This is a genomic window from Catalinimonas alkaloidigena, assembly GCF_900100765.1.
Lineage (GTDB): Bacteria > Bacteroidota > Bacteroidia > Cytophagales > Flexibacteraceae > Mooreia > Mooreia alkaloidigena.
This window is the reverse complement of record NZ_FNFO01000007.1, coordinates 54,122-70,683: the sequence shown is the minus strand read 5'-3', so window position 1 is coordinate 70,683 and position 16,562 is coordinate 54,122. Positions and strand designations below refer to the sequence as shown.

The 16,562-nt window shown below is 51.0% G+C and carries 9 protein-coding genes and 1 pseudogene; all 10 read right to left on the bottom strand.

The window, feature by feature from the left end; all coding sequences use genetic code 11:
- Nucleotides 1–2 precede the first annotated feature (2 nt).
- Complete coding sequence (locus BLR44_RS29170; RefSeq protein ID WP_317042799.1) at nucleotides 3–5,522, bottom strand: PKD domain-containing protein; 5,520 nt, start codon at nucleotides 5,520–5,522, stop codon at nucleotides 3–5.
- Between the two features lie 90 nt (nucleotides 5,523–5,612).
- Nucleotides 5,613–6,023: pseudogene (locus BLR44_RS29405) on the bottom strand (PKD domain-containing protein); the annotation flags it as partial.
- Between the two features lie 1,295 nt (nucleotides 6,024–7,318).
- Nucleotides 7,319–8,239, bottom strand: coding sequence for a glycosyltransferase (locus BLR44_RS17295; RefSeq protein WP_089684307.1), 921 nt, complete (start codon nucleotides 8,237–8,239; stop codon nucleotides 7,319–7,321).
- Between the two features lie 20 nt (nucleotides 8,240–8,259).
- The gene (locus BLR44_RS17290; RefSeq protein ID WP_089684305.1) at nucleotides 8,260–9,363 is read right to left on the bottom strand and encodes a glycosyltransferase family 2 protein; all 1,104 of its coding nucleotides are present in this window, start codon (nucleotides 9,361–9,363) and stop codon (nucleotides 8,260–8,262) included.
- 17 nt (nucleotides 9,364–9,380) lie between these two features.
- Nucleotides 9,381–10,499, bottom strand: a complete 1,119-nt coding sequence (locus BLR44_RS17285) for a glycosyltransferase (protein ID WP_089684302.1) — start codon at nucleotides 10,497–10,499, stop codon at nucleotides 9,381–9,383.
- A 66-nt stretch (nucleotides 10,500–10,565) separates the two neighbouring features.
- Nucleotides 10,566–11,657: a glycosyltransferase family 4 protein gene (locus BLR44_RS17280; RefSeq protein WP_089684300.1), complete on the bottom strand. Its 1,092-nt coding sequence runs from the start codon at nucleotides 11,655–11,657 to the stop codon at nucleotides 10,566–10,568.
- A gap of 3 nt (nucleotides 11,658–11,660) precedes the next feature.
- Nucleotides 11,661–12,563, bottom strand: coding sequence for a sulfotransferase family protein (locus BLR44_RS17275; RefSeq protein WP_089684298.1), 903 nt, complete (start codon nucleotides 12,561–12,563; stop codon nucleotides 11,661–11,663).
- Between the two features lie 113 nt (nucleotides 12,564–12,676).
- Nucleotides 12,677–13,564, bottom strand: a complete 888-nt coding sequence (locus BLR44_RS17270) for a sulfotransferase family protein (protein ID WP_176956088.1) — start codon at nucleotides 13,562–13,564, stop codon at nucleotides 12,677–12,679.
- 44 nt (nucleotides 13,565–13,608) lie between these two features.
- Complete coding sequence (locus BLR44_RS17265; RefSeq protein ID WP_089684294.1) at nucleotides 13,609–15,606, bottom strand: T9SS type A sorting domain-containing protein; 1,998 nt, start codon at nucleotides 15,604–15,606, stop codon at nucleotides 13,609–13,611.
- A gap of 25 nt (nucleotides 15,607–15,631) precedes the next feature.
- Nucleotides 15,632–16,561, bottom strand: a complete 930-nt coding sequence (locus BLR44_RS17260; RefSeq protein ID WP_089684292.1) for a hypothetical protein — start codon at nucleotides 16,559–16,561, stop codon at nucleotides 15,632–15,634.
- Nucleotide 16,562 lies beyond the last annotated feature (1 nt).

Sequence of the window (16,562 nt, the reverse complement as noted above, 5' to 3'; positions counted from 1 at the left end):
GCTTAATGCAAAACGACCAGCTTACGCACCACACGCTGTTCTGCGTACAGTACTACCACATGGTAAACGCCGGGGCGCAGGGCCTCAACCAACAACTGGTGCCGATGCACGCCTGCCGCGGCCGTTTCGTTTACCTCGCGTAAGGCCTCCTGCCCTGTCATATCGACCACCTGCAGCTCTACCCGCCCGTCGGTCGGCAAGACATACATCAATTCGGCCTGATGGTTGACCGGATTCGGATACGGCTCAAAGACCTGAAGTTGCGTAGTGCGTACGTTACAGAGTCGGTTGTTCTCCACCTGGGTTTCTGCCGGAAGAGCGTCCACCGCTACGCACAAGTACGGGAGCGCAGCACGGTTGAGTAACCGCGAAGCGAACGTATGGGTAACCGTGCCGCCGGGACGCAGCTCGCCGATCCATTGCTCCTGCAAGATCACGTCATTCCCCAGTTCGGCCCGTAAGGTTAGTCCTGTGATCGTTGTATTGCCTTCGTTTTTCAGCTCCGCGCGTACGGTGAGGCTGCCGGCGTTTTCCATTACTTCCAGGTTGGTCAGGTGTACGTCCTGCCGGACCTGCTCTTCGATGTTCACCACTTGCCGCAGGGTGTCGGCACAGCCTCCCTCCGACCTCGCAATCAACACTACTTCGAAAGCGCCCTCTTCGGCAAACGCGTGTACAGGACTAGCGTCCGTACTGGTCGCACCATCGCCAAACGTCCATTCGAACGAGGAGGCGTTTTGAGTTAGGTTAGTAAAGTTCACGGCTAACGGCAAGGGACCGCTGGTGGAACCGTACGTAAAATCGGCTATGGGGAAGGCGAAGACCTGCACCCATAGGGTGGTATCGTCGAAACACCCGCGCGCCGTTTCAATCGCCAAATGCACCTCGTAACGTCCTGTGTCGGGAAAGGTAAAGCTCGGGTGCTGCAATTGTGAGCTATCTATTCCGGCAAAGTCCCAATGGTACCGCACGACAGAATCACCCTCGAGCGTACTCTGATTCCAAAACTGTGTGGGCTGATTCACGCATTGCCCCTCGTAAGCAAATGCGGCGTTGCCCGCCTCGTACACGTCCACCCATTGCTGTACAACAGACGAACAATTGGAAGCCAGATCAGTGACCTGTAGTGCTACCCGGTAGCGCCCCGGAGCAGTAAACGCATGAGCTGGGTTTTCTTCCGCCGAAAAGTTGGCTTGCCCGGCTGCCAGGTCGCCAAAGCTCCACGCGTAGACGACCCCAGTACCCGTTAGGCCTTGGTTTGAGAAATCAACCTGGGAGGAGCCGCAAGTTTGTGCAAAGGCAAACTGTGCCGCCGGAGCATTTGTCACCGGCACCTGTTGTACGGTAGTAGACGCACAACCGAATTGCGTCAGAATGGTAAGACGCACGTTATACGTGCCTGCACTGTCGTACGTATGACGCACTACATCGCCGGTTGCTTCGGTACCGTCGCCAAAATTCCACTGCAAGTCGTAATTACTGTCAGTCGAGACGTTAGTGACGGTAAAGGTGGTTGTATTGCCCACACAGTTGGCCGTAAACGAAAAATCAGCGGAGGGCAGCGTGCGGACTTGTACCTGTCGGCTGCGGGTGGTCGTGCAGCCCAGGTCGTTCGCGACCGTCAGGGCCACGCGGTACGTTCCCGGGGTGCTGAACACATGGACCGGATTCGGTTCGTTGGACGAAGTACCATCCCCAAAATTCCAGGCAAAGCTCTGCTGGGCAGTCCCTTTCAAGTCGACCGCAGACTGAAAGCTCAGGATTTCGCCCAGACAAAACTGTAACGTCTGAGCTTGCTTTCCATTCACCGCAAAATCGACGACGGGCCCTTGCTTCAGGGTAACGTTGCGGGTGACGGAAGTATCACAGCCGCTCACGCCACGGACCGTCAGGGTGACGGGGTACGTTCCCGCTTCCGGAAAGATGAAAACCGGATTCTGCTCTCGCGAAGTACCCAACCCGGCAAAATTCCACGACCAGGTGCGTATGGTGTCGGTCGCAAACTGACTGACATCCCGGAAAACGATAGAGTCGTTCGCACAAGGCTCCGCCTCGTAGGTAAAATCCGGATGTGGTTTGGGGTAGATGCGTAACGTATGTTCTTTCGGAATTACACATCCTAGGGTAGACGTCACGGTCAGACGCACAGTGTAGGTGCCGGTAGCCGTGTAGCTATGCTGCGGGCTAAATTCTGATGAAGAGGTACCGTCTCCAAAATCCCAACGCACGCCCTGAATTCCCCCCGCGCTGACCGTAGTGGTTTCCAGAAACGAGATGGGTTGTCCGACACATTGCCCGCCAGCCGTTTCGAAGTCAGGGCGCACGGGCATTTGCACCTGAATCGAGCGCGTGAAGGTGGTGGTATTTCCGTTAGCATCGGAAGCAGTTAAGGAAAGCTGATGCAACCCGGGTTCGGTATACACCAAGGGGCCGGGCGCAGCCCCCTTTCTTACCGGGGCAGTAGCCAATCCGCAATTTTCGGGAAACACCAGCCGCTTGATGCTTTTGGCGCCAGTGGTGGCATTATGGGCCACAAAGGTTGTCCACGTACTTCCGTTTTGCACAAACTTCAGTCCCCACGGGCGCTCCACCCCGAGGTTGGAGAAGCGCGTAAGTGTGGGCGTATTGCGAATGGAGGCACCAAAGTTGGCCCGTACGATTTCTCCACCGTTGAGCGACATAAACGCCAGAATGTTTCCGCCATCGCGCACAAGGGTCAATTCATTGACGTCCGTCACACCAGGAATCTGAAACGAGATGTTCTCCAGAGTAGGCGTATTGAGCAAAGAATTCCCGAAATCGAGCAGATAAAAGCGTTCTACAGTGGGGGCGTTCAATAACACATACCAGTGATCGCACTCGCGGATGACGCCCATTGCTTCCAACGCCGTAGTTCCCGGAATGCCTGCGGTGCCCGGCACGATGTAGGAGAGCGTAGGCCCATTGGCTAGACTCGACCCAAATTGTAGCACTGCCAGGTTATTATCGGTTTGGCTGGACACAAGCGCCACCCAGCCATCACGCGGGTCTTTGACCAGTTCCAGATCGCCGTTGGCCCGGTTGATCAAAGGCAATGCTTCAGCAGTGGGATCGTTGGTAAGCGCATTACCAAAGCCCAGGCGCGTTAGGGTATAATCAGCGCGGTTCGCAACCAATCCCCACCAGGCGCTGTGGTCTTCCACAATTCGTAGATGCCCCGGGTAATTGAGCGTTCCGCCCACGTTGCCCCAGTTGGTGCTGGCCGTAACGGTACTCATGTCGCTACTCAACGTATACCGCCCGAGCGATGCCTTGGCCGACGCGTCGAACAGCGGAGAGAACAAATACCATTTGCCCTGGTACCACACCGGTTCCAAACCCAGATACAGATTTCCGGCAAGTCCGGAAACGGTCGTTCGAGTAGTAGGGGTTTTTAAGAGTTCACCTACACAAAAATCCCAACTAAAATTCGTTGCCTGCGCACCGGAGACGTTTTGCAGGGAGACACTATCGAAAGCACAGACGGTAGCTGGTGCGTTGAAACCCGCCCACTCGCACGTGATCGGCGTGGTTTCTTTGGCGTTCACGTGAATGGAGCGCGATACGGACCGGGCATCTCCCCGGGCGTTGGTCACACGAAGAGCAAGTTGGTAGTCGCCACCTTTGGCATACGTGAGTGTCTGCGGCTCGGCACTAGTTGTCTGTACTGTAGCCACCGAGGCATGGCAGGCGTTCGGGAACATCACCCGGTAGGGCTGCCGAGTCGAGCGGTTTACCCCCCACCCAGCCCAGGTAGAGCCTCGCTTCGCATAGCGAACCCCTTCCAGGTTGGCCATACCCAAGTTAGCGAAACGCGTTCCAGCCACTTCGTCGTTCCGCATGGAGGCGCCAAATTGCATGCGCCACAGCACACCGGAAGCGTTGTGTACGAGTGCATAAAACGCTCCTCCTTCCTGCAAAGCCGAAACACTGACGGGATTGTCGAGCAGCATCACTTCGCCGTCGGCCGTCCGCACGCGGTTGGTCAGGTTCTTAATGATCGGGCTGTTGGCCAGCGACCGGCCGAACTCCAATCGATAGTACGTCGTGGCGCTGGAAACCAGCACGCCCCACCACTCGTTGCAGTCCTGCACCAAGGCAAGGTCACGCAAGCTTATGCCCGAGGGAAGCAAAGGAGAAGAAATGGCTTCGACGGTAGGCAGGGCCAGTACCGAGCTGCCGAAACTCAACCGGCGCACGACATTGCTTCCTTCACTTACCACAAAACCGAAGATAGCGTCCTTCTCCTGAACGATTTTTAGGTGGGAGGGTGTCACCCCCAGCGAACGCACTACTTCTGCCATAGGCAGTACATCGTCGTTGTCCAGGCGGCTGCCGAACGTGATGCGGATCAGGTTTTGATTATCCCGGTTAATGGCCAGCCCATACCAGGTGTTACCTTCTTTAAGAAGATGCAACTCTTTGACATTCGATAATTTCCCAGAAGGATTGCCTACGTAATCCCAGCGGAGTGGTGCCAAATTACTGTCCAACGGAGCGCGATACAGATTCCCTGTACTACTGGCCACAAACGCAAACCAGACCGAGTCTTGCTGCACCACGGCAGGCACACTCGCGGCGGCCAGCCCAGCAGGCAACAGTGTCCCAATCTGCACCAGCGGATCCAACGCCAGATCTCCAGTGCAAAAGTCCCACTCTAGCGACACCGCATCTGCCGACACGGCCGGCGTCACCGTGATTGCTTCGCCAGCGTCCACTTCTGTTGCTGACAAAGAAAAGCTTACCTCCGGACAGCGGTTCTCCACCTGCACTACCTTCGTAAGGGTATCGGCACAGCCCTGTTCCGTCAGAATGGCCAGTCGCACCGTGTAGCTACCGGGCTGATTGTAAAAATGAGCGGGATGCTGTCGGGTATCCGTGCCGCCGTCGCCAAAATCCCAGTGCCACGTCTGTACCTTCTGCCCAATGGCCTTCGTGACGTCGGTGAAGTAGTTAGAATCGAGCGCAACGGCCGGCATTTCATAAGTAAAATCCGCTTCCGGTAACGCATAAATCCGGACCTGCTTTTGCAGGATGTTTTCACAGCCGTTCGCCGTGCTGACTACCAACGTAACCGTATAGGTCCCCGTATCCGCGTAATAGTGCGTAGGGGCAGGTAAAGAAGAATAATTGGCAGTACCGCTAGCCGTGTCACCAAAATTCCAGCTCCGCGAGGCAAATGCCGTTCCATTCGGAAAAGATGTCAGATCCTGAAACGCTACGGAATCGCCAAAGCACACGCGCGAAAACGCAAACGCCACATCGGGCCCCGGCTGTACTACCACCGTTTTCGTCACCGGATTACCGCACCCACTCGAATCGGATGCAAGTAACGTCACCTGATAAGTACCGGGGTCCGCATACGTTACAACAGGATGCTGCTCTTCACTGTACTGCCCGTTACCAAAATCCCAGCGCCAACGCCGAATCGTGCCGTCCTTCCAGGTAGACGCATCCGTGAATTGGGCAGGTTCTTGCGAACACAGCGCAGTAGGCGGCGTCATATCGGATTCCGGATAAGAGGTTCCGGCAGGATAAATGCGTACGCCACGACGTAGTGTATTACCACATGCACTGCCCCCCCCAACTAGCGTCACCATATACTCGCCTGGTTGCGCATACCGATGCGAAACACGCTTTCCTGCGGCGGTGGTGCCATCCCCAAAATCCCACCTCCAGGAGGAGATAGCTTCTGACCCATCGATAGCTTCGAAGATTGTCTCCTCGGTAATGCACTGCTTGTTTGCCGAGAAGTCGAGCAGGGGGGCTTGCGTTTGCTTTACCCACACAGGAAAGGTTCTTCGCTGCACACTTCCGCCTTCGGTAGTGGTAGCAAGATCGATGAAGGCTTTCCCAGCTTTTGTAAATTTAACAAAGGGTTGGGCTGCACTTGTGTTACTCCCGTCAACGATACATGAAGGAGTGACCCTAAATCTGTTTACCCTTCGCGTCTTGGAATCGAGTGTTATACACACTAGTTCAGATGCGACGGATGCCCAATCCATACCAAAAGCATTGCTGCTGGAAGCTTGGGCAAAGACCGAAGGCTGACTCAACTCCGTACTGCTTAAGCTTTTCCCCCCATCGGCTACCCAGACCATGCCATTGCTCCCTAACAGGAATACATAGTATTGACCCGCTTTCCATTGGATATGGACTTCCGGAATGTTGGTGGAAATATTGCCGAGGCTATGCACAGACAATAAAGTAGGGCTCAGAAAGTCTGTTCCCAGCTTCACTTTGTAAAGTTGCTTGGTTGAATTGTCCAGCGCGTAGCCATACCACTCTCCGCACTCTTGCTCCACAGCCACATCAATAATTTGTGCTGCCCCCGGTAAAACTATGGTACTACTTACGGTCGGTGTATTTGCCAGGGAATTCCCAAAGTTGAGTACAGCAAGACTTTTAGAGTTATTATTGGCAACCACTGCAACGTAGCCACTAGCCGTTTTTCGAATCTCAATCCCCCTCGGCCCGCTTAAAACGCCGAGGTTGCCAAGGTTTACAGCGCTTACCTGCGTATTCAACAGATTGGTACCAAAATCCAGCCGTGTGAGGGTAGAGCTTGCCAAATTTGCTACGAGAGCATACCATTTGTTTCCGTCTTTAACGAACTTGACTTCTTCCGGATAATTAAGCCCTGCGGCGGCGGGAATGTTCACTTCTACAGCTGCGCCCATGTTGCCAAGGGGGCCTGTTGGCATATTCATCCGGTACAGCGTGTTACTACCCGTGCTGGATACAAAAGCTACCCAAGTGTTATTATCCGGTACAAGCGTAATATCCCGCGCATCGTTTGCACTAGTGGCAGAAGCTATATTCTGCTGAGTATCAACCGTAAACGTTCCAATCGGTCCGGTACAGAAATTCCAAGCATAGGTAGCATTGGCAAAATCTTCTTGCGCTGCGATTTGCACACTTTGCTCCAGGCAAACCGTATCAGGAATAACCGAGGCGGTAGGCAGACACTGTGCTTTTAAAAGAGAAAAAGACAGACAAGACAGAATTAAAAAGTAAGCTGGTTTCAAAGCTCTCATTTGTAGAAAGGTAGAATTCCGATGGTAAAGGAAACCATATGCTACCAACTCTACTAATAAGCCTATTACCTGCGTTACGATGCCAATGTAATATCAATTACATTCCATTCCATCTCCACATCGAGAGGTTATTCTGTCGTAAAAAACATTAAAATACTTACTTGCTCTATTTGGACAAAACAGGCTACATCCTCTTCTTTTTAGCATTCACACAACTGCAAGAGAGTATGAGTGAGTTGAAGAGTTTGCTTGGGCAGAATGGGTCATAGCAGCTTTCTAAGCCAAGCTTTCACCATACGATAAGGCACTAGCTTATCGAAATAAAAACCTTCTTTCATGAGTTGCCACTTCAGCTCCGCCGGGACTTCTTCTCTAAACAACCACTGACGCATTTTGCCCTCACTTATCCTGGAAACATCAGGTACGCCATAAGTCGCTTTAACGTAGCGTACAATTCGGTAACCCTCCAGCAGGTAGCCCCCAGTCTTAACAGAACTGCTTGTAGTAGAGTGACTATGCTTGCGAAAGCAGTTTAATTCCTGGGTGTAGTAATACACGTCTGAGCGCAGCAACATCTCAATCCAGAACAACCAGTCGCCGCAATATCTGAAAGTCGCAAAATACGTAGGTAGAGTTTGAGCTATCTCGGTACGAAACAAGGCAGCACTCGCATTTTCAATAGGGCACCACAACAGCATCTGCCCACGCACTTCCTCTCTTCCTGATTTGATATGATCCTGACGCCATTTAAGAGGGTAGCCTTCTTTTAAAGATTTAATGCGTTGACTGTTCTCATCAATAATCCAGGATTGCGCGTACACCACCCCCACTTCTGGGTTTGCTTCCAAAATAGGCACTAAAACCGCTAGAAAGTTACGTTCGGCAACGTCGTCAGATTCCGCAATCCACGTATACTTCCCTCTAGCCAATTGCAGCCCTCGGTGCCATTGTTGAAAAGGACTGCCGCTATTATGGGTATTGATAACGACTTGACTCACCTGAGGATGGTCTTCGTATTGCTTGAGGACAGCTTGACTTTGATCTGTTGAGGCATCATCCAGCAGAATTACTTCGAAGTCCTGAAACGATTGGCCGAACAGGCTCTCCAGTCGTTCTGGCAAGTAGCGCGCATGGTTATAGTTGGGGACAATAATTGATACAAGGGGGGAATGGTCGGCGGCCATCAGTGAGTGATTTAGGTATGCTAAACAGCGTTTTTTCCTGATAAGGCACTTTGCCTATGGCGAAAAATGCCCAGAGAGGGCTCGAGGATAGCGGGGGGTAACAGGCGCATGACGAGGCGCACACGCGTAAGGTAGTACACCTTACGAATCAGTTCCGACGCATGAATTTTGTGTTTAAATAGAAAATCGTTCATAAGATGTAATGTTCCTCCGAGCCACTCCTTTCTCCCGATCAGATTTTCCTGTCGCGCAACCCGCCACAAAGCCCACCCCCGCCATAAATCAGAAGCCATTACGACCCAGTCATTGGCTACCGCAAGAATAGCTGTTGCCAGTGCCCGTCGGTTTTCGTGGTTCTCATGCTTTCCGATCAGGCGTTTTCTAATCTCCAGCAGGACCTGAGCCCGATCGTGTATCTTTTGTGGAGCCTTACTATAGGTAGCCTGACTGATGCTCTCAGCCACGTGAATCCGATAAAAACAGTCCGGTTCAACTGCAAAACACTTGCGGTACGAGAAGTCGCTTAGCAGTATTCTCATATGCAGATCATAATCCTGCCAGCATGACAAGCCCTCATGGAAGCCCCCCACGGTAGCAATAACGTTTCGCTTGTAAATGGGCCCTGTTGTTTGCCAGACGGCATCCAAACGCAAGAACCGGGTTAGGTCATCTTCCTGCGTATCAACATTCCAAACTTTGTCGTCATCGTAGGGATGTTGCTGAAACAGCAGCATAGGAAAGACCAGGAAATCGCAGTTGGGGTGCTGCTGCATTGTTTGCACTCGCTGTTCCAGGCAGTGGGGAGCCAAGAGATCGTCAGAATCCAGAAAAATAATGTACTCTCCACGAGCATGCTGAAATCCTATGTTCCGACAGGTTGGCGCTCCTTTGGGCAATCGATCACGCTTTAGCAAAGTGATCCGTTTCTCGTGCTGCGCATACGATGCGGCAATCTCTACCGTAGCATCAGTAGAGCCATCGTCTACAAGAAGTAACTCCCAATGGGTGTACCGCTGCGTGGTCACTGACCTGATGGTCTCCTCCAACATAGCGGCCCGATTGTAGAGGGGAACAATAATAGACACCAAAGGCTCCTCCGCGCGATCTTGTTGGCTCGTCTGCATAGAATCGTCCCTTTATATCACTTGTCAAGTGCCTTAGTCACTAGCGCATCCAGACGTTGTATGTGCTGCTCCTGAGTAAATGACGCACGAATTCTGGCCCTGCCGGCAGCTCCCATTGAAGCGGCCTTCTCTAAATCTATTGCCATTTCGGCCATAAAATGAGCCATCCCTTCTATATCTCTTTCGGCTACCAAGAAACCGGTTTCCTCGTGTTTGATCACATCAGGAATTCCGGCGTGCCGGGTAGCAACTACCGGAAGCCCCGCGGCACTCGCCTCTAATATTCCGACCGGCGTCCCTTCGGAGTCACCATTGGGGGCTACGATGGAGTGCTGGACAAAGCAGGTATAATCCGCATACTCGGCCAGGATGGCATCGTGTGATACAGCTCCGCGCAACGCAACGGCCTCCTGCAATTGCCAGCCATCAAGCAATGCACGGCATACTTCCAGCAGGTCGCCGTCGCCCACCATGGTCAATTTTGCCTGAGGCACTTTCTTGTGCACTTCTCGAAAAGCGGCTAACGTGAGGTAAGGCGCTTTTTTATCCACGAACCTGCCAATGGCCAGATAATGAGGGGCGGCAAACGTAGGTTCTATCTCGAAGAAGGCCGGGTTAGGTCCATAGCAGTTATACACTAATTTTTCGTCAGGCACGCCCAACGTACGCAACTGGCGGAGCATCTCCTGAGAAACACCGATGACTGCCTCAGCATAGTGAAACATCGCCAAGTAGCGTTCTTTGTACTGCGTTATCACCTGATGTACGTACGCATCAAACCCATGAAAATGCACGATCAGAGGAATTCCCAATTGCCGACAAACCGGCATTACCTCCGCACCTACAGGCCCAAACTCGGCTAGCACCAACTGAATACGCTCTTTTTTCAAATAATGGGCTAGCAATGCCTCCTTGTATTTGTTTTGGGTACCGCGTCCGAAACTTTTCACCTTATGGAAGTAGCGCGTAGCTCCTGCATACGTTGCCAGAGACTCGCCATTTCCCAGATAAGCCGGGAAGAAAATTCCGTATAGATGATGCACCTCCGCCGCCAGTAAATCAAGGTGCGCTTTGATGAAGGTTGTGGAATAGGGTGCTTTTTCGGGGGAAAGCACGGCGATCCGGGGAACGCTCATTACAATTGAATTAATTTAACATAGTCTCTCTGCCAAAGATAAGCCGAAAGCCAAGATGAAACTTTTCTAGCCAAGTTGCTGGTAAACACGGCTCATTTGCTGAGCAACTACTGGCCAGGAAAAATGCTTTACTGCAAAGTCTCGGGCGGCCTGGCCTCGCCTTTTGCTTTCTTCAGGTTGCGCGGCAATGGTCAACACTTTCTCGACCATTCCCTGGATATCGTTAGGCGGAATTAAATCCGCGAATGAGGCATCGACATAATCGACTACCCCTCCAACATCTGTGGCAATCACTGGCAATCCGCAAGCCATTCCTTCCAACAGTACGTTATTGGCAGTACTATCCAAAAGCGGCATCAGCACGAAAGAAGCCCCGCGGTAGAGATTCACTAACGTTTCGTCCGAAATGTTCTGGTGTAACACCACCCGAGGGTAGCGCAACAATCGCATGGCATTCGCGGGTGTTAGTGCCGCTTTGGCCGGAATCACCAGATCGAAATGCACGCCGGGATGCTGTTGCATTACGTCGTCGACCACTTTCACCAAGACATCAAAATCACGCAACCAATGCCCGGCGAAAATTCCGCGCACCGTCTCTTGCTTTGGTAAAGGGCGATCAGCAGGTGAAAAGAATTCTGTATCGATGCCATGAGGTACGAAATGAATTTTTTCTTTGGGAAGCCACTGTGTAAAGTAGCTACAGTCTTGCTTACACAGCACGATGAGCCCGTCGAGCGACCGCACCATGGCCGGATTCCCAAAACGCTTGTTTTTCCATCCACTGGCCGGCTGATGAACAGAAGCCACTACTTTAGTTTTCCCGGCCTGCTGCTTTCGCTGTAAGTACCCGTAATGCTGCTCTAAGTAGCCAACGTGGATGATATCAATGGCATGTTTTTGGGCAAACTCCCAGGCCCGCCATTCCAGCAAAGTGCTTTGTGGGGTGTGTGCCGCCGCCGGTGAGGCACCTCGCAGGAGGTAATTGGAGAGTCTGGTAGAGCCACGAGGCAAGCGCTGGTTGGGGTTACGCGCCAGGCTATAACACGTAGCGAACTGAAGACGCTCCACTTCCGTAAACAAAAGATCGTATCCACTGTGCCGCCCCATGTGATTGAACTGTTCTCGCAGAAAAAGAAGGCGCAAATCTGTACTAGTCATGTTTTACTCGTCACCATAGTGAGCGTAACGTTCCAACCATTGCTGTGGATACGTAGGAAATTTCTTTTCTAGTGCTACGATACACGCTTTATACAATCGAAAAAGATAGGATTCATACTTGGGAGGTATCTGTACTTTTAACTCTGCATTTACTTTACGGTAAAAGTGATCTCCTACCGCATCAGACGATAACTCCTCCACGCCTAAAAAAGCATAAATTTCGTTGATAAACGCGAGTGGATCTTCTTGCAGCTTGTCGTAGAAAGTGATAAACAGATGCTCCTGATCAAAGTGAGTTGACCAGCGAGTCAGAAACGAAAGGTAGCACCCATCACGTTGAAAGATGTAATCAAAGAAATGATACATTTTTTCCTCAACAATCTGCTCGTAGGCCTGCCCCTTGTGGCGACTCAGGTTCATTTTAGCTTTTGACCACACTCGCTGAATAGGGTCTCTGAGAATGATGAGGACCTTCATCTGGGGGAATGTGGTACGGATCCGCGCAATCTCCTCTTCTGACAGCAGGTAGTAGAGCGGGGTAATGTCACCGCTCACCTGGTCCGCACGGAACAGGCGAGCGTACCACGTATCAGTGCGTGGCAAAAACAAGAACCGAAAGTCCCACCCTATTTCTTTCATCATGGATGGCAACTTCCTCCAGTGGTCACGGTAGAAATCCCAACGCCGCTGCTGGTACAGGTTTAATTCCTGGTGATGCCAATGGTTACTCGATACTCGCTTACGAAAGCTGCCGACCGGCACATGGCTCCCCTCAATGAAATAACGAATCTCCTTAAATCGAGGCAGGAAAATCTGTGGATGGGTGCTCATCTGCCGATGCAACCACGTAGTACCCGTTTTTTCAGGTCCGATACAAACAAAGTCTGGCTTATGATGAATATTCATCTATGCGATGCTAAACAATAGGACACCTACTGCTTAGTGACAATTTTCCATATAGTTACACGCAGACCTCAGCATAGGATGTTCTCAGCATAGGATATTACGCTAGTGTTGCTTTACTTCTTCCATAAACGGTAAACCGAAGAAAGCATCTTATAGCTGAAATCGTAACCGTAATTGGTCATTTTCTCCTGCAATAACTCTTGTATTTTTAGGATGGCCATGAAAGGAATGCGCTTCTCAAAGGATCGATTCTTTCTTCGTTCCCTTATACTTTCCACGTTGCTCTTTTTCCAAGTTTCGTGGGGCAATATAAGAGCCCCCGCTTTTTCGCTAAATCGCTTTATTAGTTTTGCCTGATAAGGTAATGCTAAGTGGTTGAAAGCATCTTGCAAGCACGTTTCAGGATGAGCGATCAGATCTTCGTAGCGTAGCAGGTAGATTCTTGAAGGACACTGTGAAGCAAAATCTTCCATACTTTGCACGGTCTCTAGCCACTGTCGCGCCAAATCGAGATAGGGCCGGCGGTGTGCTACAAGTTTTTCGTAAAAAGAGTCTATTGCTTCTAAGGGGTGTCTGGTGATGCCCAAGAAGCAGGCATGTGGGTAGTATCGGGCAATCTGCTGAATAAAACGAGCGTGATCGGGCGTCTTCTCCACCCATTGCCCTTTTGTTTCTAAGTCTTGTTGCAGGCAAAAATCCTTAACGACTGCTTCGAACAGCCAAGGTTTTGTCAATTGATTGTGCTGTGCTAAGGCGAACATTTCCCGCTTGAGAGAAGCCGAAATTTCAAACCGCAGCATTTTTTCCTGGCGTGCTATAATTTCCTCTATGTGCTCAAAAGGCAACGTCCCCTGGGCGTCTGTCTTGACCCAGCCGGTTACTACCGAGAAAAAGTGCGTCTCGGGAAACGACACAAGCCCGGGTTGTGTGCAAACCATCGATTGCAACAAAGTAGTCCCCGAGCGAGGAAAGCCAACAATGAAGATAGGATTTTGCAGCAAGAGTTTTTTTGTTTCTACTTCCCAGCAGAGACAATGCCAGAGGACTATAAAATAACCAGCTTCCGAGTAACTGTACCCGTTTCCAGGTGCAATAGTACCCATTTTACCCCTGGTCCTGTAGAAGATAAATCTAATTCTAGCGTATACTCCTCTAGGCCTCTTTGTACATAGACTCGTTGTCCTAGCAAATTGAAGACCTCGACACTATTAATCATCCTCTTGGGGCTATCGATGTAAAACTTCCCTTGGCTCGGATTAGGATAAATTTTTGCTTGCAGGTCAGGTTCACACCATAGCGCCCAACTGCGAGAAGTGGAATCGACCCTTATAATTTTAGCTGCTATATCTCGCGTGACCCCATCGGGCACCGCGACTAGCACCTTGCCATCGTCTGAATGGATACACTGTCTTTCAACAATGTGTCCCTTCCACGTATCCCACCATTCAATCAAATAGTTACCCGGCTTCAATGCGCTGAGTTGGTAGCTATTCCCATCCTGTGCTCTCAATTCCTTTTTCTGAGTAGAAGGTGTACGTATGATCCAGAGGAGTCCTAATTGTTCATCGCCAACCATTCCTCGTACGATCTGCCCGCCAAGGCCTTCCACTAGTACCGCTTCCGCTGCTTGCCAGTCGTAATCGCCCAGAGATATGCCTTTTAGAAACTCACGGACAGGCATAAAAGTCCTTTGTCCCAGCCCATGTGGCTCTAGTTGCGAGGGCACATGCCATACCAAATACCCACTCCGATGCCCCATTAGCTGCCCCCATAACAATTCGTGTGGAACCAGACCTTCCGTATCATTCTTACTTTGAGCATTACTCCCATAGCCACCTTCTGTGATTGCTGATGGTTTCTGGTCTTGTGATTCGAACTCGGCTAAATCCAGAAAGTGTTGACGAGGCGAGCGGTAGATATGACTGTTATTCATATCTATTGTTGCTTCATTGGTATTGGTGATGAGACGGTAGTTTGAACGGATATCGATCTGCCTCAGCCAGGCAGTGACATCCTGCCAGAAGTGCTCTTTAATGTTTACCCCTCTGCCCGCTGTCGTTTCGTTAAAATACTCCCAGGCAAATAGAGTTGGGCTATAGCCCCAACGGGCTACTTGGTAGTACAACCGCCTGCGGATCAAGTCCGGATTGCGATGCGAGCTTTGTACATACGTGCAATAATCTCGGCACTGTACCTTGTTGTTCATATTCCAACTGGTAATCATCACGGCGACCTGATTGGCCGCAGCGTGTTCCACCAACTGGTCGATGATAAAGCTCATCAGCGGATGATAGGCCCCCTCTTTAAAGCCCGGCACGCCATTAGGGAATCCTGAAATAGTCTCGGGAAGTGGGGTTTCGTTGATTTCCAACGCCTGCCACCAAGAATCCAGTCGCAGGCGTATGGTGTTTCCTCCCTGCGCAATCAAGTCATCTAACCTCTTTTTAAGCAAAGAATAAAGACGGTATCCTTCTGCGGCGTCTAGCCCATTAGGGTAGGGCGCAGGCGCATTCCACATAACAAAGGCAGGCTCAAACAAATTAATGCCCGCCAGAAAATGTGTTTCTTTGGTGTGAGACCACTGAAAGTATTTAGGATGCACTGGGTTTACACGGATAAATCCCTTCTGCTCGTTGGCGGCTTCACTAACTTGGAAACTATGCTTTGCCAGAGCTAACGTATCTCCCCCTCTTAGAGTCTTAAACTGGCACTGGTAAAGGCCTGCATCTTCGGGTGTATACCGGACTTCCCAATGTGCGGGTCCCGCCGAGGTAATCTGTTTCCGCGCCTCGTCGATCCGGTACGGCTGGTAATAGAAGCCCGGCACCTTTTCTTCTTTTCCAGAAGGGGTGCGTACTTCTGCCCACAGTTGTATTTCCTGGGTATCGAAAGGATTGCCAAAAACTTCTGGAGTCTGGAGCTGAAAAGTTAGTTTTCTGAAGGCCTGCCCTTCAGCTGGCAAGGCTGCGAATTCCCAGGATTGCGCCCATCCAAGCTGAACAATGAAGTTCCAAAGAAGAATTACTACCAGGACCCTTCGCATAGCTTTGCCTTATCGATTTTGCCCGCTACTTACCTAATTTCCTGGCCATTCTTTCTGCCAACTTATGTAAAACCTTACGTATCCACAAAGTTAATTTTGGGAGAAAAGGAGTCTGTTCTTGCTCTCTTTGTTGTTGAGGATCAACACCATACTTTAGATCTCGCTTCAGGATTTCCTGAAAAAAATGCACAACTTCCGGCTTCTGCTGCACATGAGGTTTTTCCAGCAACTGATGGATGATGGTGATGAGCGCCTGACGATTAAACGCATCGTAATCGGCAAAATCCGGATTACGCCAGCTCCGATCGTCACCCAAATGAAAGGTGAGGTGGGCTTGCTCGAAGACACGGAACTTATTGGCAAACGCCATCAGGTTGACGATGAGCACTCGACCAATCCAATTAGCTCCCAAGCAGGCATCTCCCAAGATGAATTGAGGATACAAGCTTCGTCGAAATACGAAACAGTCGAAGCCGGGGTGTTTCTTCCCCACCTCGGCATACATTAACGGGAGCTCTTCCGGCTGCGTAAAATCTTTTGAAATGGTACGCCGGTTGATCACAAAAGCATCATACCCCTGCTCTATAATTTTTGCAATGGCCTCATAGAAGAAGGGCATAAGGGCGATGTCGGCATTGCTGTAAATCAGATAATCTGTATCCTCAGCGGTACCATCATAGAGCCGATCGAGTATGTGCCGCATGATCGGCAGCTTGCGCTCTTTTCGGAAACTCGTTTTATCCAGCACTGATTCGATCAAATCGGGCGTCTGTACATACCATTCTGGAATGATATCGCGATCTTCCGGATACTGGGCCGTCAGCAACGTCACCTGCGCCAAGGCAGCACCGTTTTGCCGTGCCCGGGCCATACTTTCGAACGTAACGGGTTGGGCCACGAACAGATCTGAGGTTGCTTTAACCTGTACTGGATTGATGATATGGGCAAAATTCAAA